The following is a 25,740-nucleotide window of genomic DNA, read 5'->3' on the forward strand; positions in this document are numbered from 1 at the left end:
CCGCCCGGCCCGGGCCCGGCCCGGTTACGTCCTACGGACGTGCCAGCAGGGTGCGTACTCCCTCCGAGGTGAGCGTCAGGCGGTGCTCCGAGCTGCCGTCTATGGTCAGCGACAGGTCGTCGGCCGGCCACTGGGCGGCCAGGGCGCCGAGCGGCACCAGACGGTAGCGGGAGACGAACGGCAGCAGCCCGGCCATCTCCACCTCGGAGGTGAACACGGGCACCACCGGCTCGCCGCCCGGCTGCTCCAGCACCGGCAGTGCCACCGCCGAGGGGTTGGCGGCGTCGGCGTCGTTCGCGTCGTCGGGCACGGGGATGAGCACGTCGCTGTTGGCGAGCGCGTCCAGAGCCGCCGCGTCCTCGGTGTTCTCGGTGAGGACGTCCAGAGCCCGCTGGGCGGGCGTGGGCGTGGGGTCGTTTGCGGGTGTCTCCATGGCAGATTCCCTGGTAGCGGCGGTCGTGCGGCCCGCCCGGGGCAAGATCCGCCCCGGACGCGGTGCTGCTCGCGTACCCGATCGTGCCCGGGGCAATCCTGCTCGATCTCCGAGGTTCGGGGATGTGTGGGATGAGGTTCAGGAAATCTGTGGGACGAGGTTCGGGGAATCCGGGGGGTGAGATCAATTCCCGAGCAGCCGACAGGGCAGCGCACGCTCCCTCACACCACCCCCGTCCGGCTCCACCCGGTACACCCCTGCTCCCCGCGCCCGGGTGACGGCCTCCGTCAGCACACCGTCCGTGAACAGTGCCGCGGCCCCGTCCTCCACCGCCCACCCTGACGGCAACCGCCCCGCCGCCACGGCCGCGCGGTAGGAGGGCCGACGGCCCGGTTCACTGTCGTAGTGCGGACAGACGGAGCCGGGGACCAGCCCCAGGCCGTCGGGGAGATGCGTCAACGGCCCGAAGGAGTCGGTGTGCGAGCCCTCGGCCCAGCAGTTGGCACCGGCACTGATTCCGCACAGGAGCGTGCCGTGGCTGTAGGCCTCCCGCAGCAGCCGGTCCACTCCGTGGGTGCGCCATACCGCCAGGAGGTTGGCCGTGTTGCCACCGCCCACGTAGATGACGTCCTGGGCGAGCAGGAAGGAGCGCAGTGCGTCGTCGTCCAGGTCGCGGCGGAACAGGTGCAGGACGGAGGGTTCGCAGGCGGGGCGGTTCCCGTACGCCGTACGGAACTGTTCTATGTAGGCCGGCGCGTCACCGCTGGCCGTGGGTACGAAGCACACCTTGGGGCGGGGCACGCGTGCCCGGGCCAGTACCCAGTCGTCGAGGAGGCCGTCGTCGTCGGTGGAGAAGCCGCCTCCGAGGAGGGCGATGCGCTGCGGGGGTTCGATGGCCACGGCTTTGCCTTCCTGGACGGGTGCGTGTGAGCGTGCGTGTGCCTCCCAGGTCCGCGATCAGCCATGGGAATCCAGGCCGTTGCGGTCGAGTGCCGCCCGGATCCGGCCGAGCCACTCCCCGGCCAGCCTGCGGCCGTCGGGGAGTTGATCGTCTCGGTCCCAGCGCCACGTGGTGATCATCGCCAGCACGAGGATCCGGCACGCGCGCAGCATGTCCTGATCGACACCCGGATAGTGCTCGCCGACTTCATCGGGCGCATGGGCGAGGTCGAATTCGACGGGCCCACGGCAACACGTCTCCAGGTCGATGAACAGCAGTCCGTTCTGCGTGGCGAGCAGGTTGCCCGGGTGCGGCTCGCCGTGCAGCAGCTGCTCGGCGCCGCCGCGCTCGACGATCACTCGCCTCAGGCTTCGCAGCGTGTCGCCGAGCAACTCCCGGTCCGCGTCGGCCAGCGCCGGAGTGCGCTCGCGGTTCGCCACGAGTCGCTGAGCCTGCTCGACTCGATCCGTGAAGTGCGGCGTCGGGACATCGACTGTGCGCATGCCGGCATGCAGCAGGTCGAGCGCAGTGGCGTAGTCGGCCGGTGAGACCTCTCGAGGTGTCACGGGTTCGTAGTAGGTCCACAGCGTGACCGCGAAGCCATCACGCTCATGAACGCGTGGCTCCACTCGAGGCTCGAGAGCAGCCACCGGGCAGCCGGATGCGGCGAGCCGCTGGGCGAGCTCGACTTCGAACTGTGCGACCTGCTGCGCTACGGGTGCCACCCGGGCCAGGACGTCGCACGGCAGCAGACGCAGAGTGAGCTTGTTCGAGTCATGAAGAACGATCGCGTCGTCGGCTGTCAGGCCAAGTGAAGATGCGGTCGAGATGGCCGTGTCCACCGCACGCCGGACCTCGGACGTCTGCATCGCCGCCTGGCTCCTCTCCCCCGCGCACTAGATCCGCGGGCCGTTGTGCAGAACGGCGAAGACCCCGCGGGCACGAGTGCCGTCCGGGAGCTGCCAGGGGCCGGTGACCTGGCCGGTCGCTCCCCGGGAGAGCGGAAGCGGGCCGTCCGGGGCAGGTCGCAGGACCCGGTGCAGATGGAGGGTCGGGCCGTGCGGCGCGGTCAGCCGGGTGCCGTCCTGGTCGTCGGTGGCGACGAAGTCCGTGGGGAGGGAGCCTTCGCCGGTGCGTGAGACGACGACCTCCCGGTCGGGGACATCGCTGATGTTCTGGTCCTGGGCCTGCGCCCGGCCCTCGATCAAGGCAGCCAACTGGGCGACCAGAACGGGGTCGTGGCAACCGTCGTAGGCCCAGCGCCGCCCGAGCACGCCGTGCTCCATGGTGCCCACGAGGGCATGCTCCGCCCCGTCGAGCGCGGCGCCGCGATAGGTGAGCGGCACCAGGTAGGTGACGGCGTGCGGGCCGGAGGTGTCGGTGACGACGATGAACTCGATCCCGACCTCCCCCTGCGGGTCGTCCAGCCGGAACCCGCCGGCCTTGGCCAGCTGCGGTCCGGCCGCGCCACCGCGGTACCACGGACGGGACGGCAGCCAGGAGGTGAGCAGTTCCAGCTTGGTCGGTTCGACCGTGGTGCGGTGGATGACGGCCATGCCGAGGGTGTCCTTCCGTCCGTTGTGCCGACCCGAGGGCGCAGGCGCCCACGCGCGCATTAGATCAGCCGCCGTACGGGCTTGACCACGCGATTACTGCAGGGGGCGCGGCAGCGCGGAGTCCGCGCGGCTTCTCATTCACGCCGTCAAAGGGTGTCCGCGAACCTGATGTTACCGGTAACATCACCATCGCCCGCCCTTGCTGCGAGCCGTACGCGACATGTCCTCGCCCGCCCCACCCGGCAGGCCCTCCCTCGGAGTCCGCGTGAACGACCAGCCCACCGCACAGCGCGCAACCCCCCTCTCCTCCACTCCGGCCCCGGTCTTCAGCCGCTCCGCCGTGGTCGCCTCCTGTGTGGGCTTCGTGCTCATGGGTGCGTTGCAGGCCCTGTACGGGCCCGCGATCCCCGGCTTCCGCGCGGAGTTCGGGCTCTCGCCGTCCGCCGCCGGGCTGGGGCTCAGTGCCCACTTCGTCGGTGGCGTGGCCGGTGTGCTGTTGTTCGACCGGCTCTACGGGCGGGTCGGCAACCGGTACATCCTCGGCAGCTCCTACCTGCTGATGGCGGTCGGCGCGGCGGGCTTCGCACTGGCGCCCGGCTGGCCCACCGCTCTGGCGGCGGCCCTGCTCGCCGGACTCGGTTTCGGCGGCATCGACTACGGACTCAACCAGCTGTTCGCCGTGGGCTTCGGCCACCGTTCGACCGCGATGCTGAACATCCTCCACGCCCACTTCGGCATCGGCGCCATCCTCAGCCCCGCCCTGATCGGCGTGGTCGGCTCCGAGCACTACCCGGCCGTCTTTCTCGGTTTCGCCCTCGCCAACCTGCCGTTGCTGCTGTGTCTGAAGGGAGTACGGAACGACGCGCCCGTCCCGGCCGGTGACGACGCGAGCGGTGGCGCGGTCCTCCGGCGGAGCCTCGCCTCGGTGCTCGCCGTCTTCGTCACGCTCTACGTCCTGCACGTCGGCATCGAGGCCGGTGTCGGCGGCTGGGAACCCACGCACCTGGAGACCGCCGGCTACGGCGCGGGCGTCGCCGCCACCGCCACCTCCGTGTACTGGCTGATGATGACCGTGGGCCGCTTCCTGGTCGCGCCGCTCGCGCTGCGTTTCTCCGCCCAGACGATCATCGTCGTCTCCTGCGCGGGTATGACGGTGTGTCTGCTGGCCGCGTCCGTGCCGGCGCTGGCGCCGTACGCGTACGCCGGTGTCGGTCTGTTCATCGCGCCGATCTTCCCGACCGGGCTGCCCTGGCTGAACCGGGCCGCCCCGCGGGCCCGGAGAGCCGGCGCCCTGGTCATCGCGGCGTCCATGATCGGCGGTGTCGCCGCCGGGCCGGCGCTGGGCAAGGCCATCGAGTGGTCGGGGGTCCGCGCGGTGCCGCTGCTGCTGTGCGGTGTCTCCGCGCTGTGCCTGGGCGCCACGCTCTGGCTGATCCGTGTCACCCGCTCTCACTGACTGCTCCCATCGACTCCCATCGACTTCCGCCCGTATCCCGAAGGGAAGCTTCCGCATGCCCGCCCTGACGACGACGTCCCACGGCTTCCTGCTGCACGGCGAGCCGTTCCGGATCATCTCCGGTGCGCTGCACTACTTCCGTGTCCACCCCGGCCTGTGGTCCGACCGGCTGCGCAAGGCGCGGCTGATGGGCCTCAACACGGTGGAGACGTACCTCCCGTGGAACCACCACCAGCCCGATCCCGAGGGCCCGCTCGTGCTCGACGGCTTCCTCGACCTGCCCCGGTTCCTCCAGCTCGCCCAGGACGAGGGGCTGCACGTGCTGCTGCGTCCCGGCCCGTTCATCTGTGCCGAGTGGGACGGCGGCGGCCTGCCCGACTGGCTGACCTCCGACCCGGACATCCGGCTGCGGTCCAGCGATCCGCGTTTCACCGGGGCCGTCGACCGCTACCTGGACCTGCTGCTGCCCGCGCTCCGGCCGCACCTGGCCGCGGCCGGAGGTCCGGTCATCGCCGTGCAGGTGGAGAACGAGTACGGGGCCTACGGCGACGACAGCGCGTACCTGAAGCACCTGGCCGACGCGTTCCGCTCCCGGGGCGTCGAGGAGCTGCTGTTCACCTGCGACCAGGCCGACCCCGAGCACCTGGCCGCCGGGAGCCTGCCGGGCGTGCTGTCCGCCGGCACCTTCGGCAGCCGGGTCGAGCAGAGCCTCGGGCGGCTGCGCGAGTACCAGACCGAAGGCCCGCTGTTCTGCGCGGAGTTCTGGATCGGCTGGTTCGACCACTGGGGCGGGCCGCACCACGTACGGGACGCGGCCGACGCCGCCGCCGATCTGGACCAGCTGCTGTCCGCCGGGGCGTCCGTCAACATCTACATGTTCCACGGCGGCACCAACTTCGGCTTCACCAACGGCGCCAACCACAAGCACGCCTACGAGCCCACCGTCACGTCGTACGACTACGACGCCGCGCTCACCGAGTGCGGCGACCCGGGCCCGAAGTACCACGCCTTCCGCGAGGTCATCGCCCGCCATGCCGGCGTCCCCGACGAGCCCGTCCCTGCACCCGGTCCCAAACTGCCGCCGACCGGCGTCGAGTTGGGCGGCCGGGCACCTCTGCTTCCCCTCGCCGACCTGCTCACCGCTCCCGTCCGCACCGACGACCCGGTGACCATGGCCGAGCTCGGGCAGCACACCGGCTACGCGCTCTACCGCACCGTCCTGCCCGCCTCCGGTGACGGCCTGCTGCACTTCGCCGGCGGTGTCGGCGACCGTGCCCAGGTGTTCGTCGACGGCGCACCCGTCGGTGTCCTGGAGCGTGAACGCCACGACGAGACGCTGCCGGTGCGTGTCCCGCACCCGGGAGCCAGGCTGGAGGTACTCGTCGAGAACATGGGCGGCGTCAACTACGGGCCCCGCATCGGCGCCCCGAAGGGCCTGCTCGGGCCCGTCTCCTTCAACGGCACGCCCCTGCGCGGCTGGGACTGCCACGCGCTGCCCCTGGACGGCCTGGACGCGGTGCCGTTCACCCCGGGCGACGGGGCGGCGGTCACGGTGCCCGCCTTCCACCGCGGCACCTTCGAGGTGGACACACCCGCCGACGCCTTCCTCTCCCTGCCCGGCTGGACGAAGGGACAGGCCTGGGTCAACGGCTTCCACCTGGGCCGCTACTGGAACCGCGGCCCGCAGCACACGCTCTACGTCCCTGCGCCGGTGCTGCGGCCGGGCACCAACGAGCTGGTCCTGCTGGAACTGCACGGCACCGCCACCACCCGCGCCCAGCTCACCGACACGCCCGACCTCGGCCCGGAGAACACCTGGTGACCCCGCACCGGCTGCGCGTTCCCGCGCCCTCCGCTCCCCCGCCGACCGGCCACCTGCCCTTCGCGGACGCGCCGGGCGTGCCCGATCCGATCGAGGTCACCGGCCGCTGGCTCACCCGTGGCGGCCGCCCCTGGTTCCCGGTCTCCGGCGAGTTCCACTACTCCCGCTACCCGGCCCGGGAGTGGGAGGAGGAGCTGCTGAAGATGAAGGCGGGCGGGGTGAGTGCCGTCGCCTCCTACGTCATCTGGATCCACCACGAGGAGATCGAGGGGCGGATCCGCTTCGACGGTGACCGCGACCTGCGCCGCTTCGCCGAGCTGTGTGCCCGCCACGGCCTGGACTTCATCCCGCGGATCGGCCCGTGGTGTCACGCGGAGGTGCGCAACGGCGGCCTGCCCGACTGGCTGCTCGCCCGCGCCGGCATGCCGCGCACCGACGATCCGGCCTATCTGGAGCCCGTACGCAACTGGTTCACGGAGATCGCCGGGCAGTTGCGCGGCCTGGACCGGGCGCACGGCGGCCCGATCGTCGCGATCCAGATCGAGAACGAGCTCTACGACCAGCCCGGCCATCTGCGCACCCTGAAGCGCCTGGCCCAGGAGGCCGGGCTGAGCGCGCCGCTGTGGACGTCGACCGCCTGGGGCGGGGTCCAGCTCCCGGGTGACGAACTGCTGCCGCTGTACGGCGGCTACCCGGAGGCGTTCTGGACAGAGGCGGACGGCGGCTGGCCCGACACCTGCCGAAAGCACTTCTTCTTCACCCACGAGCGCGACGACGAGGGCATCGGCGCCGACCTGCGGCCCATGACCGTACGCGGCACCGACCCGGTACCGGCGAACCGATTCCCCTGGGCCACCTGCGAGCTGGGCGGCGGCATGGCGGTGGCCTACCACCGGCGGCCCCGGGTGGAAGCCGCCGACGTGGCCGCCCTGGGGCTCACCAAGATCGGCTGCGGCTCGGTGTGGCAGGGCTACTACATGTTCCACGGCGGCACCAACCCGCACGGTGAGCTGACGGACCTTCAGGAGTCGCACGCCACCGGCTACCCCAACGACCTGCCGGTCCTGACCTACGACTTCCAGGCCCCGCTCGGCGAGTACGGCCAGGTGCGGCCCTCGTACCACGAACTGCGGCTCCAGCACCTGCTGCTGGAGTGCTTCGGGCACCGGATCGCCCCCATGGAGTCCGTGCTGCCCGAGCGGCGGCCGGCCGGGCAGCACGACCGGGACACGCTGCGCTGGGCCGTCCGTACCGACGGCACGTCGGGCTTCCTGTTCGTGACCAACCACCAGCCGCACGATCCGCTGCCCGACCACGCGGACACGGCCTTCACGGTCGACTTCCCGGACGCACCCGCGCTCACGCTGCCGAGCGCTCCCGTCACGGTGCCCTCCGGCGCCTGCTTCTGCTGGCCGCTGCGGCTGGACGTGGCCGGGCTGCGGCTGGAGTGGGCGACCTCTCAGCCGGTGTGCACCGTCGAGGCGGGCGGCCGTACGGTCCTGGTGCTGGCCGCGACCGACGGCATCGCACCCGAACTCGTCCTGGACGCGGACACGGTCTCGTCTGTCGCGACACCGTCCGGGGAGGCCACGCCGGTCGCCGGCCGGATCGTGGTCAGCGGAGTGCGGCCCGGCACCGACGCCCTGGTCGAGGTGGACGCCGCCGACGGTTCACGCGTCGGGCTGCTGGTCCTGGATCCGGCGACGGCCCGCACCGTCTACCGGGGTGACGCGTGGGGAGCCGAGCGGCTGGTGCTGTCCGGGGACGCTGTCGTCTTCGACGGTGACGAAGTACGGCTGCACAGTCCGGCCGCCGAGCCGTCGTTCGCGGTGCTGCCCGCGCCGGATTCCGCCCAGGTGGTGGTGGCGGGGACACGGGTGCGGGAGGAGGCGGACGGCGTGTTCACCCGCTACACGATCGAGGCCGCGCCCCTCCCGGACAGTGCGGTGCCCGTCACCCTGGTCAGGCCCGCAGGCCCGGCGCCCGAGCCGGTGACCGGCGTGCAGGGCCGGGCGAGCGTCCCGGCGGACAAGTACGTGGAGACGGTGGCCGCCGAGTACCGCGTCGACGTACCGGAGGACCTGCTGCGGACGCCCGCCGGTGTCCTGCTGCGGCTGCGCTGGACGGGTGACCTGGCCCGGGCGTACGTGGGGGACGTCCTGGTCGCCGACCAGTTCTACTCGGGCCGGGTCTGGGACATCGGCCTGGACCGGCTGCCGGTCGAGGCACTGAGAACGGAGGGCCTGCGACTGAAGGTGCTGCCGTTGGCGGCGGATGCCCGGGTCCATGTGCCCGGACAGGTGGGCGAAGCGTGGCGTGCGGCGGGTGTGCAGCACGCCGAGTGGGTGGTCTCGCGCTCGTGGACGGTGCGGGCCGGCTGAGAAACCCCGCGGGCCCCGCCCGGCCTATGCTGTGCTCCTGCCGGGCGGGGTCAGGACCGCCGTAACCGACGTCGAGGAAACACCCGTCATGACACCGAGCGCCACCGACAGCCCTGTGCCCAGGGGCCGCAGCAGGCGCAACTTCGCGGGGGCGCGGCCGGTGATGGCCGACGTGGCCCGGCTGGCCGGCGTCTCCAAGCAGACCGTCTCCCGGGTGCTCAACGACCATCCGGCCGTCCGTGCGGAGACGCGCGAGGCGGTCCTGGACGCCATGCGCACGCTCGGCTACCGGCCCAGCCGCAGCGCGCGGTCGCTGGCCAGCGGCCGGACCCGGATGCTCGGGGTCATCTCCTTCGACGCCGCCAGGTACGGGCCCGCCTCCATCCTGACCGCCATCAACACCGCAGCTCAGGAGGCCGGTTACCTGGTGAGCTCGATCGCGCTCGACACGGCCGATCACGACACCGTCGTCGAGGCCGTGAACCGGCTGTCGGCCGAGGGCGCGGACGGCGTGATCGCCATCGCCCCGCAGCAGTGGGTGGGCCTGGCCCTGGCGGAGACCGACCTCGGAACTCCCCTGGTGGTGCTGGAGAGCGCCCTCGACGACAGCACGCCCCCGGTCACCGGCGATTCCCGCACCGGTGCCCGCAAGGCCACCGAGCACCTGCTCGGCCTCGGGCACGCCACCGTCTGGCACATCGCGGGCCCGGCCGGCTGGACCTCCGCCGACCACCGGCTGGCGAGCTGGCAGGCGTCGCTCCAGGCGGCCGGTGCCGATGTCCCGGCCCCCCTCGTCGGGGACTGGAGCGCCGGCTCCGGTTACGACCTGGGCCGTCGGCTGGCCCGGCGTACCGAGGTGACGGCGGTGTTCGCCTCGAACGACCAGATGGCCCTGGGTCTGCTGCACGCCCTGCATGAGTCCGGGCGCTCCGTCCCGGGGGACGTCAGCGTCGTCGGCTACGACGACATCCCCGAGGCCGCCCATCTCCTGCCGCCGCTGACCACCGTCCGCACGGACTTCGCCGAGATCGGCACCCGTTCCCTGCGGCTCCTCCTGGACCGCATCGACGGTCCCGGGGAACGGCCTCGCGTCGACACGCTCGTCCCCGTGGATCTCGTGGTGCGGGCCAGCACCGGCCCGCCGCCGGTGGGCTGACGGCGTTCGTCAGTCGCTCCCCTCGGCGGAGGCCCGCTGCCAGGCCGTCTCCCGCAGCAGACGCAGGCCGTTCAGACCGACCAGGACCGTGGAGCCCTCGTGACCCGCGACGCCCAGCGGCAGCGGCAGGTTCCCGGCCAGGTCCCAGACGACCAGGCCGGCGATGAACACCCCGGCGATGACGAGGTTCTGCACGACCAGCCTGCGCGCGCGGCGCGAGAGGGCGACGGTTGCGGGGACCGCCGCGAGTTCGTCGCGCACGATCACGGCGTCGGCGGTCTCCAGGGCGAGGTCGGAGCCCGCCCGGCCCATGGCGATGCCGGTGTGGGCGGCGGCCAGGGCGGGTGCGTCGTTGACGCCGTCCCCGACGACCAGCACCTTGCGGCCCGCGCGCTCCATCTCCTGAACCGCCGTCAGCTTGTCCTGCGGCAGCAGCCCGGCACGCACGTCGTCGATGCCGGCCTCGGCGGCGAGGTGTGCGGCGGCCCGGGGGTTGTCGCCGGTGAGGAGCGTCGGGGCGGTGCCGGTGAGGGTGGTGAGCGCGGCGACGGTGGCGGCGGCGTCCGGGCGCAGCCGGTCGGCGATGCCGAGCAGTCCGGCGGGGGCGCCGTCGACGAGGACGAGGACGGCGGTACGGCCGGACTCCTCCAGTTCCCCGGCGACGGCGGCGACCGTGCTGCCCGTGCCGTCCAGGAGACGGGCCGGGGCGCCGACGGCGACCGCACGGCCGCTCACGACGGCGGTCACTCCCACGCCGGGCGCGGAGGTGAAGTCCTCCGCGTCGGAAAGGCCGAGACCGCGCTCACGGGCCGCGTCCACGACCGCGCGGGCCAGCGGATGCTCACTGGGCCGCTCGGCGGCTGCCGCCAGCGCCAGCAACTCCCCTTCGTCCAGGCCCGATTCCGGCAGCGGCCGGACATCGGTGACGCGCGGGCTGCCCTCGGTCAGCGTGCCGGTCTTGTCCAGCGCGACCGCGTCGATCTGGCCGAGCCGCTCCATCACCACGGCCGACTTCACCAGCACGCCGTGCCGTCCGGCGTTGGCGATGGCCGACAGCAGGGGCGGCATGGTCGCCAGTACGACCGCGCACGGCGATGCCACGATCATGAACGTCATGGCGCGCAGCAGCGCGTCGGTGAGCTGCTCGCCGAAGGCGAGGGGCACCAGGAAGACGGCCAGGGTCGCGGCCACCATGCCCAGCGAGTAACGCTGTTCGACCTTCTCGATGAACAGCTGGGTGGGCGCCTTCGTCTCGGACGCTTCCTCCACCATCCGGACGATCCGGGCGATCACCGAGTCGGACGCGTCGCGCTCGACCCTGATCCGCAGGGCGCCGGTGCCGTTGAGGGTGCCCGCGAAGACCTCGTCGCCCGGCTCCTTCGCCGCGGGGAGCGGCTCGCCGGTGATGGTCGCCTGGTCCACGTCGCTCGCCCCGTCCAGCACTCGGCCGTCGGCGCCGACGCGCTCACCGGGGCGGACGAGGACGGTGTCGCCGACCGCCAGCTCCTCGACGGACACGGTCTGTTCGCCGCCGTCCGGAGTCAGCCGGGTGGCCGTGGCGGGGGCGAGATCGAGCAGGCCGCGGACGGAGTCGGCGGTGCGGGCGGTGGCCAACGCCTCCAGCGCGCCGGAGGTGGCGAAGATGACGATGAGCAGGGCGCCGTCCATGACCTGCCCGATCGAGGCCGCCCCCAGGGCGGCGACGACCATGAGCAGGTCGACGTCGAGGGTGCGCTCCTTGAGCGCCTTGAGCCCTTCCCAGCCCGGCTCCCAGCCGCCCGTGACGTACGACAGGGCGTAGAGCGGGCCCCAGGTCCAGGCCGGGGCGCCGGTCAGCTGCAAGGGCAGCGCGAGGAGGAAGAGGACGGTGGCCGCCGCGGCCCAGCGCGCCTCGGGGAGCGCGAGGACACGGGTACGCCGCCGGGGCACGGTCCCGGTGCGCGCGGGCTCCGCCCGGTCGACCGGCTGCGGCGTGAGGGTGGAGGTCATCAGAAGAGTCCTTCGGGCGGGGGCATGCCTCCCCACCATACAGGAACACATGAAGACTGATTCATGTCTTCATCGGTGACCGAACTCAGCCGTTGCAGATCGCTCCGGGACTAGTAGTGCTTCGTTAGGTTCTGGTTCTTCCGGTCGGCAGGGGGCGGCCGCAGGTGGTGCAGGTGCCGGTCCAGCACCTCAGCAGGTCCTGAAGGACGTCGAGGACCTGGTAGAGGGTCAGGCCGGCATCGGGGCTTTTGGGTCGAGCCGCCGAAGGGTGAGGAAGGCCTGGGCGGCGGTGACGAGGGTGACGTGGTGGTGCCAGCCGCGCCAGGTGCGGCCCTCGAAGTGGTCCAGGCCCAGGCCGTGCTTGAGCTCGCGGTAGTCGTGCTCGATGCGCCAGCGCATCTTCGCCCACCGCACCAGGTCGGCGACCGGGGTGGTGACAGGCAGGTTGGTCACCCAGTAGCCGGTCGGCTCGGCCGCTTCTGCGGGCTGCTCGATCAGCAGGGTCCGCAGCGGCAGCACCCCGTTCCAGCGGCTGCGTCCGCCGGCCGCTTCCTGAGCGGTTCGGGTGGCTTCCTTGCCCGAGGGCCGCACCTCGAGCACGGCGAATCGCGAGGTCATCGTGCCTTTGCTGCCCTGCCGCCAAGTGACCGAATCGAAGCGGGTGTCAGAGTCGACAAACGCGGTCAGTGGCTTGGCAGCCTCGCGGTAGCGGGGCAGGGTGGGTGGCCCCAGCCCGCCGTACTCGGGCTGCCACGGCTTTGCCGCGGCCGGGCGGGCAATCTCCTTGGAGTCGACCGCCATCACGTATGACCAGCCGCGTTCTTCCAGTGCGAGCCGGAAGGAGACGCTGCGGCCGTAACCGGCATCGGCCACGATCACCGGCACTGCCAGCCCCTGGCCGGCCAGCCGGCCCAGCAGTCCCAGTGCCAGGCCGGTCTTGGAGACATGCCCGACCTCCTCGGGCACCCCGGCCCGCTGCCGTCGCCAGTCATCGTCCGCCCATTCCCGGGGCAGGAACAACTCCCACTCCAGCGGGCAGGACGCGGTGTCGGTGGCCGCGTGCACACTGACCGCAACCTGGCAGTCGGCCCGCTTGCCCAACGCTCCGCAGTACTGCCGGGCCACCCCCACCGACGCCGTCCCGCCCGCCCGCCGCTGATCCCGCCGCGGGACCGAAGCGAACACATCGGCAACGAACTCCGATAACTCACCCCGGAGCCGTTCCACTTCCCCCAGCCTCATGCCAGTCAGATGCCCACTACCAGGCGAGATCACCCGACGTAACGAAGCACTACTAGGGCTTCTCGGTGGCTCCCCACGTGTCGAGGTAGGACTCGGCGCCGCGGAACAGGTCCTCCACCACGTCCTGGCCGCCGACCCGGCGGATGTCCTCGATCCAGTCCGGGACGAGGCCGTAGTGGGCGGCGCCGTCGGTGTTCAGGTCCCAGGTGCGCTCGCCGGTGGTCTGCCGGTCGATGACGGAGCCGCCGTCGACGCTCTTGAAGGGGTAGGTGACCCTGTTCGGGGCGTCCGCACCACGGGGGGCCGGCCAGCCGCCGACGCCGTTCATGTCGGTGCCGTAGCCGTAGCCCACGCCGTACTTGTCGCGCAGGGCCTCCGTGCGCTTCGCCTCCGCGACGAAGCCCTCGGAGCCGTGCATGTACTGGGCGATGAACCCGCCCAGGCGGTACACCCGTTCGGTCCAGTTCAGGTCCATCCAGCTGTGCGAGGAGAGCACGCCCGGGTAGGACTCGGCCTCGAAGATGTCGAGCACCCGGCCGGTGGCCTTGACGCTCATGTGGTCGATCTCCAGCATCATCCCGCGTTGCATCATGCCGCGGACGGCGTACTCGCCGAGTCCGGTGAGTCCTCGGACGTTGCACTGGGCGTCCGCCTTGTACGAGGGAACCCGCACACCCGCCGGTAGCTTCTTCTCGGCCGCGGCCGCCGTCGCGTTGCCGATGGGGTTGTCGTGTTGCGGGCCCTTGCACGTCTCCGTCTTCCAGAAGGTGCCCGTCGACAGGAACTGCCCGACGTTGATGGCCGTTCCGAGCGCGCCCGAGTCGAAACGGACACCGCACAGCGCGTTGTCGAACTTGTGGCACAGGAACATGCTGCGCACGCCCAGCGCGTACAACTCGTCCAGGCCCTTGTCGATGTCGGCCCTGCTGCATTGGGGGATGTCGAGGATCTGCTTGCAGCCGAAGGGCTCGGAGGTCTCGACGCCGAGGACGACCGCCAGCTTGCCCTGCTCGATCACCTCACGGGCCTGCGCGCTGTCGGTGACGATCCGGAACCAGCCCTTGCCCGGCCCGCCGTACATCTTGTCCACGAAGGACTGCATGTCGTACGTCAGTTTGGCCTGGAGCCGGATGGACGTCATCTCGTCGCAGCCGCGGTCCTTGAAGAAGTACACGGAGCAGATGACGCCATTGGTGACGAGGTCGTTGACCAGGACCCGCTGACCGCCGCGCCAGGCCCGCTCCACCCAGGCGTAGTAATTCTGCTGGTGGGTCAGCGAGTCGTGGGCCGGCCAGTCCTTGAAGGTGGGCCAGCCGACCGGGTCGTGTTTGCCGTCGCCCCCGTTGGTGATGAAGTCGAAGATCGCGAGCGAGCCGTCCGGGTAGTGCTCGGGGCAGTCCTTGAGCGCGTCGGCGACACCCTGCTCGGAGAACGGCTTTCCGCAGACCAGACGGCCACCGAAGCCCTCGTTGGCGAAGATGTGGTCGTGCGCGTCGACGAATCCGCGGACTTCGCCCTTGGCGTCGGTGCCGGTGAAGGGCTCGCCCGTGACGTTGATCCGGGAGTCCGGCGCGGGTCGCGCCGTCGGGTTCCACCAGTCGGTTCCGGCCGCCGAACTCGGCGTCGGGCCCAGCGCGACGGCCAGCACGAGCAGGAGGAGCGACACAACGGTGACGTTCTTGCGTCGGCGGTACGGGCGTCCTGCACTGGTCACGGCCCACGTCCTCGGTCGGGGGGGGTGGCGGGGTCGACGTACCGGCCGCCCGGTGCCCCGAAGGCCCGGGACCGAGGGCCGGGTTGTCATGACCTCATCCAAGGATCCGACGAGGATGGCCACTGCCGCGTCACGAGTCAAGAGCCCGTGACCGATGACCTACTGACGGGTCATCGGATCGCCGGGGTCGGAGCCGGCTCAGCGCAGACGGTCCTTCGTTCGAAGCCGAGGCCGCACAAGGGGTTGGCCTCCGGGCGGCCGTCCATCATCTCGGCGACCTTGTAGTACGCGCCGTCGAAAGGCAGGAACCAGGGAGTGCCGTTGTAGAACGGGACGGGGACCTTCTGCCGCGTGCGGCAGCCGGTCCCAGGAGAAGCCGACCATGCCGCCCCCCACGTAGTCGATCCGTACCCCGGCGAGCCGGTAATGCCCCGTGCCCGGCCGGGGGGGGGAGGGGGAGGCCGGGCACGGGGCGACCCGCGTGCGGCCGGGGGGACCGCACGCGGGGGCTGCCCGCCCGGTGCGCGACGGGGCGTGTCTCAGGGCAGGAACACGGTCATCGCACAGGCACCGCGACGTACTGGTACTCCAGGAACTCATCGATACCGACCTGGCCGCCCTCACGGCCGAGGCCGGACTGCTTGACCCCGCCGAACGGCGCGGCCGGGTTGGAGACGAGGCCGGTGTTCAGGCCCACCATGCCCACCTCCAGCCCCTCGCTGACACGCAGCCCGCGGTCCAGCCCCTGGGTGAAGACGTAACCGACCAGACCCCAGGGCGTGTCGTTGGCCCGGCGCAGCACCTCGTCCTCGTCGTCGAAGGTGAGGATCGCGGCCACGGGGCCGAAGATCTCCGTGTCCATCAGGCGGCTCTCGGGGGATACATCGGTGAGCACGGTCGGCGGGTAGAAGCAGCCCGGCCCTTCCGGCGTACGGCCGCCGACGAGGACCCGGGCGCCGCGCTCCACCGCGTCGGCGACGAGTTCCTCGACCTTGCCGCGTCCGGTCCTGTCGATCAGCGGGCCGACGTCGACACCGTCCCGGGTACCGGGACCGACCACGAGCGCGCGCATCCGCTCGGCGAGCCGCCGGCCGAACTCGTCCGCGACCGACCGGTGGACGAAGAAACGGTTCGCGGCGGTGCACGCCTCGCCCATGTTGCGCATCTTGGCGACCATCGCGCCGTCCACGGCCACGTCCAGGTCGGCGTCGTCGAAGACGATGAACGGGGCGTTGCCGCCCAGCTCCATCGAGGTGCGGACGACCGTGTCGGCGCACTGGGCGAGCAGGATGCGGCCGACGCCGGTGGAGCCGGTGAAGGAGAGCTTGCGGATCCGGCCGCCGCGCAGCAGCGGCTCGCACACCTCTCCGGCGCGGGAAGTGGTGACGACGTTCAGCACGCCGTCCGGCAGGCCGGCCTCCTTGAGGATGCCGGCCAGGGCGAGGCTGGAGAGCGGGGTCTGCGGGGCCGGCTTGAGGATCATCGTGCAGCCCGCCGCGATGGCCGGGCCGATCTTGCGGGTGCCCATGGCCAGCGGGAAGTTCCACGGCGTGATCAGCAGGCAGGGCCCGACCGGGCGGCGGGAGAGCAGCATGCGGTTGCGCCCGTCGGGCAGCGTGCCGCACCCGCCGTCGATGCGGACGGCCTCCTCGGAGAACCAGCGGAAGAACTCGGCGGCGTACGCCACCTCTCCCCTGGCCTCGGCGAGCGGCTTGCCCATCTCGGACGTCATCAGGTGGGCGAGTTCGTCCGTGCGCTCGAGGATGAGCTCGTAGGCGCGGCGCAGGATCTCGCTGCGGGCCCGGGGCGCGGTGCGTGCCCAATCCTGCTGGGCCTGAACGGCCGCTTCCTCAGCGAGCTTGGCGTCCTTCGGACCGGCGTCGGCGACGTGGCAGAGGATCTCGCCGGTCGCGGGGTCGTCGACGGGCATGGTGGCGCCGTCCGCGGCGTCCACCCAGGCACCGCCGATGAACAACTGGTTCAGTACGTCGGTCATGATGTCTCTCCTGTTTGATCGGCGGCGGGGTCGAGGAGTTCCGCGAGGTGCAGGGCGCGGATGTCCCGGCCGTCGGCGAGGTGGTCGATCTGGGTGGCGCAGCTGAAGCCGTCGGCCACGACGGTGCGTCCGTCGAGGTGGTCGATGCGGGGTTTGAGGGCGAGATCGGCGACGGCCATCGAGGTTTCGTAGTGCTCTGCCTCGAAGCCGAAGTTCCCGGCGAGTCCGCAGCAGCCCTCGGCCTCGTCGACGCCGCGTACGCCGAGCCGGCGCAGCAGGTCGGCGGGGCGGCGGCCCTTGAAGGTGGCGTACTCGTGGCAGTGGGTCTGGAGGACGACGTTCTCGGGCAGCGGCGGCGGGCTCCAGTCCTGGTCGGCGAGATCGGTGAGGGCCCCGGTGAAGGTCTGGACGCGGCTCGCCACGCGCTGGGCGGCCTCGGTGCCGAGCAGTTCGGGGACGTCACGTTTCAACGCGGCCGCACAGCTCGGCTCGGCCACGATGATCGGCCGGTCGTCACCGTCGAGCGCGGCGACCGTGCGGGCCATGATCTTGCGGGCGACGTTCAGCTGTCCGGTGCTGACCCAGGTCAGCCCGCAGCACAGTCCGTCCCGCGGCGCGCAGGCGACACCGGCGTCGGCCAGCACACGGCTCGCGGCTCCCGCGACCTCGGGGCGGAAGGCGCGGGTGAAGCTGTCGACGAAGAGCACGGCCTTCGCCGGCTCCGCGGTTTTGGCGGCGCGCAGGGCCTTGCGCAGGGCGCGGCGGGAGGCGAAGGCGGGAATCCTCCGCTTGGTCGTCACGCCGCCGAGACGGGCGAGCAGCTTGCCGACCGGCCCGCGCAGCAGCGCGTTGATCGGCCGGGCGGCGTAACCGGCCAGGGCGGAGGTCCTGGGCAGCCAGCCGAGTGAGTAGTGGGAACGGGGGCGCAGGCGGCCCTTGTAGTGCTGGTGGAGGAACTCCGCCTTGTACGTGGCCATGTCGACGCCGACCGGACAGTCACTGGAGCAGGCCTTGCACGACAGACACAGATCGAGGGCGTCCTTGACCTCGGTCGAGCGCCAGCCGTCCCGCACGGCCTCACCGCGGACCATCTCCTGGAGCATGCGGGCCCGGCCCCGGGTGGAGGCGTTCTCCTCGCCCGTGGCCCGGTAGCTCGGACACATCACCCCGCCCGCGTCACTGCGGCAACGGCCGACACCGACGCAGCGGCGCACGGCGCCCGCGAATCCGTCCTCGTCATGGGGGAAGCCGAAGGTCGTGTCCAGCAGCGGGAGTTCCCGCAGCGCCAGGTCGGCGTCCAAGGGAGCCGCGTCGACGATCACACCGGGGTTGAGCAGCCCGTCGGGGTCGAAGGTCTTCTTGAACGCGGCGAACGCGGCGATCATGCGGTGGCTGTACATGACCTCCAGCAGTTCGCTGCGGGCGCGTCCGTCGCCGTGCTCTCCCGACAGCGTGCCGCCGTGCCCGACGACCAGCGCGGCCGCCTCGGTGACGAAGCGCCGCATGACCGTCCGGCCGGCCTCGGTCGCCGGGTCGAAGTCGATGCGCACGTGGACGCATCCCGCGCCGAAGTGCCCGTACAGCACGCCCGTCAGCTCGTGCGAGGTCAGCAGCTTGCGGAAGTCGCGCAGGTAGGCGGCCAGGTTCTCCGGGGCGACGGCCGCGTCCTCCCAGCCGGGCCAGGACTCCCCACCGTCCACGAGCCGGGCGGCCAGCCCCGCCCCGTCCTCACGCACCCGCCACAGCGAACGCCGCTCGGCCGGGCTCTCCACGACCCGGCCGCCGGTCATCCGCCCCCGGGCCTTGAGAGTGTCGAGGAGCTCAGCGGCGCGGGCGTTCACCGCGGCCTGGTCGTCGCCTTCGAGCTCGACGTACAGCCAGGCCCGCCCCTCGGGCAGGCCGGTGACGGAGTCCGGGCCGCGGCGGGCACGCATGGTGGCGACGATCGCCTCGTCCATGCCCTCCACCGCACTGGGCGACCAGCGCAGGATCTCCGGCACGTCCTCGGCCGCCTCGACCACGTCCTCGTAGCCGAGCGTCAGCAGTGTGGATGCCTGTGCGGTCGCCACCAGGCGGACCGTCGCGGCGGTGACGACCGCACAGGTGCCTTCCGTGCCCACGAGTGCGCGGGCCATGTCGAAGCCGTTCTCGGGCAGCAGGTGCTGCAGCTGGAAGCCGGAGACCTGACGCGGGATCCGGCCCAGCTCGGTGCGGATCAGCGCCAGGTTGTCCTCGACCAGCCGCCTGAGGCCGGATTCGAGCCGGGCGACGCGCCGTACGGCCTCCGCGTCGCCCGGCTCTGCGGCACGCAGCCCGGAGTGGTCGGCGACGGCCCGCACGCCGTCGGCCGTCACGATCTCCAGGGCCTCGACGTGGCCGCTGGTCCGCCCGTCGCGCACCGACCGGTTGCCGCACGCGTCGTTGCCGATCATGCCGCCGAGGGTGCAGCGGCTGTGCGAGGACGGATCCGGCCCGAAGTCGAGCCCGTGCAGGGCGGTCGCGCCGCGCAGGGCGTCGAGGACGACACCGGCCTCGACCCGCGCGGTGCGCGCCTCCTCGTCGATGTCCAGGATCCGGTTCATGTACCGGGAGAAGTCCAGGACGACTCCCAGCCCGACCGCGTTGCCGGCCATGCTGGTGCCTCCGCCCCGGGCGGTGACCGGGACGCCGGCCTCCCGGCAGGCCCGCAGCACCGCGACCACGTCGTCGGCGGTGCGCGGGAAGGCCACCGCGCGCGGCAGCACACGGTAGTTGGAGGCGTCGTAGGCGTAGGGGCCCGTCGCTCCCGGGCCGGTCTCCACCCGCAGACCGGGCGCGATCTCGGCGATCCGGGCCGTCAGACCCGCCAGGTCGCGGGTGGCGGTGGTCATCGGTCCGCCGCTCCCGAGGTGCCGGCCTCGACGGCGTTGGCCCAGGCCTGGAGACCCTCGTCCACGCCCGCCTCGTCGATGACGAGCGCCGGGATCATGCGGACCACCTGGTTCCAGGCGCCGCACAGCAGCAGGAGCAGGCCCTCGTCGATGGCGGCGCGCTGCACGCGGGCGGCGGTCTCGGGGTCGGGGCTGCCGTCCTCGGTGACGAACTCGGTGGCGAGCATGAGGCCGAGGCCGCGGACGTCGCCGATGCCCGGGGTCCGGTCGGCCACCGCCTCCAGGCCGTGGCGCAGCCGCTTGCCCATCGCCTCGGCGTTCTCGACGAGCTTCTCGTCACGGACGACGTCGAGGGTCGCGCAGGCCGCGGCGCAGGCGACGGCGTTGGCGCCGTACGTGCCGCCCTGCGAGCCGGGCCACGCCTTGGCCATCAGCTCCTCGGAGGCGGCGATGCCGGAGAGGGGGAAGCCGCTGGCCAGGCCCTTGGCGGTGACGAGGATGTCCGGGGTGACGCCGAAGTGGTCGTGTCCCCAGAAGCGTCCGGTGCGGCCGACGCCGGTCTGCACCTCGTCGAAGATCAGCAGGAAGCCGTGCCGGTCCGCCCGCTCGCGCAGCCCCTCGATGAAGGTGCGGTTCGCGGGCACGTAGCCGCCCTCGCCGAGCACCGGCTCGACGATGATCGCGGCCGTGTCGGCGGGCGACGAGATCGTCTGGAGGGTGTAGTCGAGCTCCTTGAGGGCGAAGCGCGTGGCGGTCTCCTCGTCCCAGCCGTACCGGAAGGGCGTCGGGAACGGAGTGACGACCACGCCGCTCATCAGCGGGGAGAAACCGGACCGGAAGCGGATGCCGGAGGTGGTCATGGAGGCGGCGGCGACCGTACGGCCGTGGAAACCGCCGTGGCAGACGATGACGTTGGGCCGGCCGGTGGCCTGGCGGGCCAGCCGCAGTGCCGCCTCGACGGCCTCGCTGCCGGAGTTGGTGAAGAACAGGCTGTCGAGGCCGGCCGGCAGTACCTCGCCCAGCTTGCCGACGAGGCGGCGCAGCGGCTCGTGCATGACGGTGGTGTACTGGCCGTGGATCAGCGTGCCCACCTGCTCCTGCGCCGCCGCCACGACCTTGGGGTGACAGTGCCCGGTGCTGGTGACGCCGATGCCGGCGGTGAAGTCGAGGTAGCGGCGGCCGTCCTCACCATAGAGGTGGACGCCCTCGCCCCGGGCCGCCACCACGGGCGTGGCCTGGCGAAGGTGCGGTGACAGTGCGGTCATGTTGTCTCCCGGCCGTGCGTCGAGGTGTGGTTGCTTGGCTCAGCTCCGGTAACCGAGCATCCAAGCCACCGCGAGGGGCGACAACGCGTGATCTGTCCAGCCGGAACGCGTTGTTCGGACGTTGTGTCAACCTCCCAGCCCCTCGGGTCCCGCCCGCCCCTGCCGTGGACAGCTCTTGCGCAGGTCAGTGCCGCTTGTCAGAGTGACCGGGCGAGCAGGGAGTCACCGTGAACGAGAACGACCCGAAGGCCCCGGCCGGTCGCGCGCCGACCGTCGCCGACGTGCTGGCCCTGCCCGTCCTGGCCGCCGGACAGCCCCAGGTCGTCACCGGGCTGGCGTCTCTGGACCGGCCGGTGCGCTGGGTGCACATCACCGAGCTGACGGATCCGGCGTCCTTCCTCAAGGGCGGGGAGCTGGTCCTGACGACGGGCATGCCGCTGCCCGAGGACGCCGCGGGGGTCCGCCGGTACGTCGACGAACTGACCGAGGTGGGAGCGGCCGCCCTGGTCATCGAGCTGGTACGGCGCTACCACCGTCCGCCCGACGCCCTCGTCCAGGCCTGCCGCGCCCGGGGGCTCCCGCTGGTCACTCTCGCCCGGGACGTCAACTTCCTGGAGGTCACCCAGGTCGTCCACGCGCTCATCCTCGGCAACCAGGCCGAGGCGATGCGCCGGACCCAGCGGATCCACGAGGCGTTCACCGCGCTGACGCTGCGCGGCGCGGGGCCGGAGGACGTGGTGCGCGCGGCGGCGGAGATGAGCGGCCGCACGGTCGTCCTGGAGAACCTGGCGCACCAGGCACTGATCTGCGAGCCGTCGGGGAGCACGGTGCAGGAGGCGCTCACCGGCTGGGAACAGCGCTCCCGGGCCACCGAGCCCGGCGACCACACCGAGGTGGGCGGCCCGGAGGGCTGGCTCACCGCGCCGGTCTCCTACCAGGGGGAACGCTGGGGCCGTCTGGCCATGCTCCGGGCTCCCGACGACGGGCCGGCCTTCGGGCCGGAGCACGTCACCGTCCTGGAGAGGACGGCGATGGCGCTGACCGTCGCCCGCCTCATCCACGCCACTCCTTGGGAACACACGGCCCACCGCAACGCCCTGCGGGAACTGGCGGAACAGCGCCACCACTCCCCCGCGGACGCCCGTGCCCGCTGCGCCGCGCTGGGCCTGCCCACCGAGGACAGCCGATACCTGGCGCTCCTCGTCGACCTGGGCCCCGGTGCGTCGGGCACCGAGCCGGAGTCCCGACTGCACCGGGAGCTCAGGTCGGCGGGAATCCCGGCCCTCGTCGGGGAGCTCTCCCCCGGCCGCCTGGGTGTCCTGCCGGCCCTGCGCGCCGCCCAGCCCTGGCGTCCGGTGGCCGAGCGCCTGAGCCGCACCGCGCTGGGGCTGTCCCCGCAGGCGCTCGTGAGTGTCGGCTCGGAGGTGGCGGACCTCGCCGACATCCCCCGTTCCTTCCGGGAGGCGGCCCGCGTCATAGAGGCCACCCCGCCCGGCCAGCCCCTTCCCCCCGACCGCTCCTTCCACGAGCTGCCGGACATCGACCTGCGCCGCCTGCTGTACGCGCTGCGCGAGGACACCCGCGTCCAGGACTACACCGAACGGCGGCTCGGCCGGCTCATCGACCACGACACCCGGCACGGCACGGATCTGCTGACGACGCTGGGCCACTACCTCGACGCCGCCGGCAACAAGACCACCGCGGCGCGCCGCGGCGGCCTGTCCAGGGAGACCATGTACCAGCGTCTGCGCACCATCGAACGCCTCCTCGACACCGACCTCGAATCCGGCGAACGGCGCACCGAACTCCACGTGGCGCTCACGGCGTTGCGCGTGCTGCGCGCAGGGTGAGCATCAGTCCGGCCGGGGCCCCGCCTGTCGGACCAGCCGCCATTCCTGGGAACCGTCCGCGGCCTCGTTCTGGAGGGTGAGCGGCGCCCCTCGGGACGCACCGGTCAGGTACAGGTCCGGGTTCTTGGCCGCCTGGAACCTGTAGGAGCCGTCGTCGGTCCTGATGACGTTCCAGGTGCCGGCGGAGTTGTCGTCGACCCACTGGCCGATGCGCTGCCCGGCGGAAGCGGTCCCGGTCCAGATCGCCGCCGCCCGGCCGCCCGACTTGTTCAGCAGGGTCGTACCGCCCTGCGGCCGGGTCACCACGTGCCAGTACTGGGTGTCCTTGTCCGTGGCCGCGCCGGCGTCCTCCAGGCGGACGTCGGGGACGTCACCGTTGCCGATGCTGGCGTCGTTGGTCTTGCCGCCGGTGCCGATGACCTGACCGGTCTTGCGGTTCACCAACCGGTAGTACGGCCCCTCCGAGTGGCCGAGGTCGACTTCGGCGTGGGCGATCACCGACGTGTCCTGGTTGTTGAGGATCACGATGCGGCCGGTACCGGCGACGTACTGGAGGTTGCGGCTGTAGCCGGCCCGCGAGGTCGTCTGGTACTCCTTCCACACACCGTCGCTGCGTCCGCTGTCGTTGACCCAGACGTTGCCGCTGCCGGCCGCGTTGTAGACCAGGCGCCCGTCGGGGAGCCGGATGACGACCGGGCTGCCGCCGGTGGCGAGGGGACGGGAACCGGCGTCGGCCGGCAGGGAGGTGACGCCCTCTCCGGTGGGAGTGCCGCGGTGGAAGACCAGCGGGTCGTCGGCGAGCACGTACCTGGTGTTGGCTCCGCCGCCCCAGTACTCGAAGGTGAGCAGCCACTTGCCGTCCGAGGTCCGCACGACGTTCGTCATGCCCGGGCGCCCGCCGCCGATCTCCGTCTTGCCGCCGCCCATGTCCTGGGTGTGCCCCGCGACGTCCACGACGGGCTCGCTCCACCGGGCGGCGCGTCCGTCCCAGGTCTTGTGGACGAGGATCTGGCCGTGCGAGTCCGGGGCGGTGTCGTTCGCGGGGTCCGGTATGGGCACGCCGGTGACCGGGTCGAAGCCGAGGTAGTCGTTCTCGTCGGAGTAGTAGCAGACGAGCCGGCCCTTGTGGACCATCAGGTACGGCTCCCAGAGGGGGTCCACCTGCCGGTGCGTGTTCGCTGCGGCGACGTTCCTGCCGACCGCGCCCGCGCTGCCGCCCTGCCAGCCGCCGGTCGCGATGACGTCGACGACCTTCCAAGATCGGCCCTCGTCCGTGCTGGAGTACAGCGCGATCGCCAGGTCCTCGCGGTCCCCGTCGTTGGACGGCGTCCAGTCCGGGTCGGCTGCCTTGTGCTCCAGGTAGTACTGGTCGTCGCCCGACACGACGCTCGCGAGCAGCAGCGTGCCCTTCTTCAGCTTCCCGACCGATTGGGGGAGCACGTACAGGTACGGATTGGTCCAGTTGCTCGTGTACTTCGCGTACTTCGGGTCCCGGGAGAGGTACGCCGGAGCCCTGACCTCCGACAGCGGCTGCCACGACGTGCCGTGGTCATCGCTCTTGTAGACCGGCAGCGTCTCCCCGTCGGCGCTGCCCGACTGCGGTACGACGGTGGCCTTCTCGAACGACGCGACCAGCCGTCCGCCGGGCAGCTGCGCCGACTTGGGGTAGACGGCGCAGTTGCCCCGGCCCTTCAGGCACGGCTCGTCCCCGAGCCGGTACACGATGCCGCCGGTCGGGTTGTAGGCCTGCGCGGTGGCCATGGGTATCGCCAGCAGCGCTGCAGCCGCGATGAAGCTGCCCAGCACCGTGGCCGGTCTTCCTCCGTACATGGCCCCTCCACCTTCGGCGTCGTCGTATGACTGCGCAGTCAGAGGGGAGTCTGTGGGCGATGTCGCGCCGCGGTCAAGACCCCGGCGCGATCTGCCGGGTGCGGGTTTCTGCGGGCGACCTGACCCAGGCTCAGGTGTCGAAGTCCACCGTCAGCGCGTCGGAGACCGGGAACGACTGGCAGGTGAGGACGTAGCCCGCGTCGACCTCGGCCGGTTCGAGGGCGAAGTTGCGGCGCATGTCGGCCTTGCCGTCGGTGACCAGGGCGCGGCAGGTGCCGCAGACCCCGCCCTTGCAGGCGAACGGCAGGTCGGGGCGGGTCTGCTGGGCGCCTTCCAGGATGGTCCGCTCGCGGGGCAGGGCGGAGGTGGTGGAGCGGCCGTCGAGAGTGACGGTGACCTGGCTGACCGGGCCGGAGGGGCCTGCCTCGGCGTGGTGGACCTCGCGTACGGGTTCGTCGTCGGCGTAGAACAGCTCCTGGTGGACGCGGTCGCCCGGCACACCGAGGCCGGACAGGACCTCTTGGGCGGCGCGGACCATGCCGTGCGGCCCGCACAGCCACCAGTGGTCGGCGGACTCCACGTCGACCAGCGCGTCGACGAGTGCCGACAGCCGGGCGGCGTCGAGACGGCCGGAGAGCACCTCGGCCTCGCGGGGCTCACGGGAGAGGACGTGGGCGAGCTGGAACCGCGTCGGGTAGAGGTCCTTCAGGTCGGCCAGGTCGTCGGCGAACATCACCGTGCCGGTGCGGCGGTTGCCGTAGAGAAGGGTGACGGTCGAGCGGTCGTCGGTGGCCAGGACGGACTCGGCGATGGAGACCATGGGCGTGATGCCGGAGCCGGCCGCGATGAGCACGTGGTGGCCGGGGGTGGTGAGGTCGGGCGTGAAGGCGCCGGTGGGGGCCATCACCTCGACGGTGTCGCCGGGGCGCACCTCGTGCACCAGCCAGGAGGAGAACAGGCCGCCGGGTACGACCCGGACACCGATGCGCGGTGCCGTGCCGGCGGGTGAGCAGATCGAGTACGAGCGGCGCTCGTCGCGGCCGTCGACCTCGCGCCGCAGGGTGAGCGACTGGCCGGGCGCGAAGGCGAACTCCTCGGCCAGCTCGGCCGGGATGTCGAAACTGACGGCCACCGCGTCCTCGCACAGCGGCTGCACGGCGGAGACCCGCAGGGGGTGGAAGACCGGACGCCGGCGGGCTCGCGGGCGCGGCGCCGGGGCGGGGGCCGGCTGCATCAGGTC

Annotated in this window: 16 protein-coding genes and 1 pseudogene; 5 read left to right on the top strand and 12 right to left on the bottom strand. The window is 72.1% G+C overall.

The window, feature by feature from the left end; translation table 11 throughout:
• Nucleotides 1-31 precede the first annotated feature (31 nt).
• The 4 genes from MQE23_RS03570 to MQE23_RS03585 form a co-directional block, all read right to left on the bottom strand.
• Nucleotides 32-433: an SseB family protein gene (locus MQE23_RS03570; protein WP_010043978.1), complete on the bottom strand. Its 402-nt coding sequence runs from the start codon at nt 431-433 to the stop codon at nt 32-34.
• 183 nt (nt 434-616) lie between these two features.
• Nucleotides 617-1,333: a Type 1 glutamine amidotransferase-like domain-containing protein gene (locus MQE23_RS03575; protein ID WP_020276489.1), complete on the bottom strand. Its 717-nt coding sequence runs from the start codon at nt 1,331-1,333 to the stop codon at nt 617-619.
• 57 nt (nt 1,334-1,390) lie between these two features.
• Nucleotides 1,391-2,242 (bottom strand): aminoglycoside phosphotransferase family protein, encoded by an 852-nt coding sequence (locus tag MQE23_RS03580; protein ID WP_037672989.1) that lies wholly within the window; start codon nt 2,240-2,242, stop codon nt 1,391-1,393.
• A 27-nt stretch (nt 2,243-2,269) separates the two neighbouring features.
• Nucleotides 2,270-2,929 (bottom strand): hypothetical protein, encoded by a 660-nt coding sequence (locus MQE23_RS03585; RefSeq protein ID WP_020276492.1) that lies wholly within the window; start codon nt 2,927-2,929, stop codon nt 2,270-2,272.
• Nucleotides 2,930-3,194: 265 nt separating this feature from the next.
• Between MQE23_RS03585 and MQE23_RS03590 the strand changes: the two genes are divergently transcribed.
• From MQE23_RS03590 to MQE23_RS03605, 4 genes are all read left to right on the top strand, one after another.
• Nucleotides 3,195-4,385 (top strand): MFS transporter, encoded by a 1,191-nt coding sequence (locus MQE23_RS03590; protein WP_243378204.1) that lies wholly within the window; start codon nt 3,195-3,197, stop codon nt 4,383-4,385.
• A 55-nt stretch (nt 4,386-4,440) separates the two neighbouring features.
• Nucleotides 4,441-6,207: a beta-galactosidase gene (locus MQE23_RS03595; RefSeq protein ID WP_243378206.1), complete on the top strand. Its 1,767-nt coding sequence runs from the start codon at nt 4,441-4,443 to the stop codon at nt 6,205-6,207.
• Nucleotides 6,201-8,588, top strand: coding sequence for a beta-galactosidase (locus MQE23_RS03600; RefSeq protein WP_243382478.1), 2,388 nt, complete (start codon nt 6,201-6,203; stop codon nt 8,586-8,588). Before MQE23_RS03595 ends, MQE23_RS03600 begins: the two co-directional genes overlap by 7 nt.
• A gap of 88 nt (nt 8,589-8,676) precedes the next feature.
• Nucleotides 8,677-9,744 carry a LacI family DNA-binding transcriptional regulator gene (locus MQE23_RS03605; RefSeq protein ID WP_037666576.1) on the top strand — a complete coding sequence of 356 codons (1,068 nt, stop codon included), beginning with the start codon at nt 8,677-8,679 and terminating at the stop codon, nt 9,742-9,744.
• Nucleotides 9,745-9,753: 9 nt separating this feature from the next.
• Here the strand turns inward: MQE23_RS03605 and MQE23_RS03610 are convergent, their stop codons facing one another.
• The 6 genes and pseudogenes from MQE23_RS03610 to MQE23_RS03635 form a co-directional block, all read right to left on the bottom strand.
• Nucleotides 9,754-11,733 carry a heavy metal translocating P-type ATPase gene (locus tag MQE23_RS03610; RefSeq protein ID WP_243378207.1) on the bottom strand — a complete coding sequence of 660 codons (1,980 nt, stop codon included), beginning with the start codon at nt 11,731-11,733 and terminating at the stop codon, nt 9,754-9,756.
• A 228-nt stretch (nt 11,734-11,961) separates the two neighbouring features.
• On the bottom strand, nt 11,962-12,975 hold the full coding sequence (locus MQE23_RS03615) for an IS701 family transposase (RefSeq protein WP_243378209.1): 1,014 nt from the start codon (nt 12,973-12,975) through the stop codon (nt 11,962-11,964).
• A gap of 58 nt (nt 12,976-13,033) precedes the next feature.
• Nucleotides 13,034-14,689, bottom strand: a pseudogene (locus MQE23_RS03620) (hypothetical protein); the annotation flags it as partial.
• A gap of 556 nt (nt 14,690-15,245) precedes the next feature.
• Nucleotides 15,246-16,685, bottom strand: coding sequence for an NAD-dependent succinate-semialdehyde dehydrogenase (locus MQE23_RS03625; RefSeq protein ID WP_243378210.1), 1,440 nt, complete (start codon nt 16,683-16,685; stop codon nt 15,246-15,248).
• Entirely contained in the window at nt 16,682-19,555 is a 2,874-nt protein-coding gene (locus tag MQE23_RS03630) for an FAD-binding and (Fe-S)-binding domain-containing protein (RefSeq protein WP_243378212.1), read from the bottom strand. Before MQE23_RS03630 ends, MQE23_RS03625 begins: the two co-directional genes overlap by 4 nt.
• Nucleotides 19,552-20,820, bottom strand: coding sequence for an aminotransferase class III-fold pyridoxal phosphate-dependent enzyme (locus MQE23_RS03635; protein ID WP_243378213.1), 1,269 nt, complete (start codon nt 20,818-20,820; stop codon nt 19,552-19,554). The genes MQE23_RS03630 and MQE23_RS03635 overlap by 4 nt, the downstream gene beginning before the upstream one ends.
• A gap of 227 nt (nt 20,821-21,047) precedes the next feature.
• Here MQE23_RS03635 and MQE23_RS03640 point away from each other — a divergent pair, with 227 nt between their 5' ends.
• Complete coding sequence (locus tag MQE23_RS03640) at nt 21,048-22,670, top strand: PucR family transcriptional regulator ligand-binding domain-containing protein (RefSeq protein ID WP_020276227.1); 1,623 nt, start codon at nt 21,048-21,050, stop codon at nt 22,668-22,670.
• Between the two features lie 3 nt (nt 22,671-22,673).
• Here the strand turns inward: MQE23_RS03640 and MQE23_RS03645 are convergent, their stop codons facing one another.
• Together MQE23_RS03645 and paaE are read right to left on the bottom strand one after the other, a co-directional pair.
• Nucleotides 22,674-24,431 carry an RICIN domain-containing protein gene (locus MQE23_RS03645; protein ID WP_128092681.1) on the bottom strand — a complete coding sequence of 586 codons (1,758 nt, stop codon included), beginning with the start codon at nt 24,429-24,431 and terminating at the stop codon, nt 22,674-22,676.
• Between the two features lie 199 nt (nt 24,432-24,630).
• The gene (gene paaE, locus MQE23_RS03650; RefSeq protein WP_243382481.1) at nt 24,631-25,734 is read right to left on the bottom strand and encodes a 1,2-phenylacetyl-CoA epoxidase subunit PaaE; all 1,104 of its coding nucleotides are present in this window, start codon (nt 25,732-25,734) and stop codon (nt 24,631-24,633) included.
• Nucleotides 25,735-25,740 lie beyond the last annotated feature (6 nt).

This window comes from Streptomyces sp. HP-A2021 (assembly GCF_022807935.1).
Taxonomy (GTDB): Bacteria; Actinomycetota; Actinomycetes; order Streptomycetales; family Streptomycetaceae; genus Streptomyces; species Streptomyces afghaniensis.

Bases quoted from the DNA above. Each gene is read 5' to 3' on its own strand.
- MQE23_RS03570 (WP_010043978.1), bottom strand. From the start codon at position 433: ATGGAGACACCCGCAAACGACCCCACGCCCACGCCCGCCCAGCGGGCT.
- MQE23_RS03580 (WP_037672989.1), bottom strand. From the start codon at position 2,242: ATGCAGACGTCCGAGGTCCGGCGTGCGGTGGACACGGCCATCTCGACC.
- MQE23_RS03585 (WP_020276492.1), bottom strand. From the start codon at position 2,929: ATGGCCGTCATCCACCGCACCACGGTCGAACCGACCAAGCTGGAACTG.
- MQE23_RS03595 (WP_243378206.1), top strand. From the start codon at position 4,441: ATGCCCGCCCTGACGACGACGTCCCACGGCTTCCTGCTGCACGGCGAG.
- MQE23_RS03605 (WP_037666576.1), top strand. From the start codon at position 8,677: ATGACACCGAGCGCCACCGACAGCCCTGTGCCCAGGGGCCGCAGCAGG.
- MQE23_RS03610 (WP_243378207.1), bottom strand. From the start codon at position 11,733: ATGACCTCCACCCTCACGCCGCAGCCGGTCGACCGGGCGGAGCCCGCG.
- MQE23_RS03615 (WP_243378209.1), bottom strand. From the start codon at position 12,975: ATGAGGCTGGGGGAAGTGGAACGGCTCCGGGGTGAGTTATCGGAGTTC.
- MQE23_RS03625 (WP_243378210.1), bottom strand. From the start codon at position 16,685: ATGACCGACGTACTGAACCAGTTGTTCATCGGCGGTGCCTGGGTGGAC.
- MQE23_RS03630 (WP_243378212.1), bottom strand. From the start codon at position 19,555: ATGACCACCGCCACCCGCGACCTGGCGGGTCTGACGGCCCGGATCGCC.
- MQE23_RS03635 (WP_243378213.1), bottom strand. From the start codon at position 20,820: ATGACCGCACTGTCACCGCACCTTCGCCAGGCCACGCCCGTGGTGGCG.
- MQE23_RS03645 (WP_128092681.1), bottom strand. From the start codon at position 24,431: ATGGCCACCGCGCAGGCCTACAACCCGACCGGCGGCATCGTGTACCGG.
- paaE (WP_243382481.1), bottom strand. From the start codon at position 25,734: ATGCAGCCGGCCCCCGCCCCGGCGCCGCGCCCGCGAGCCCGCCGGCGT.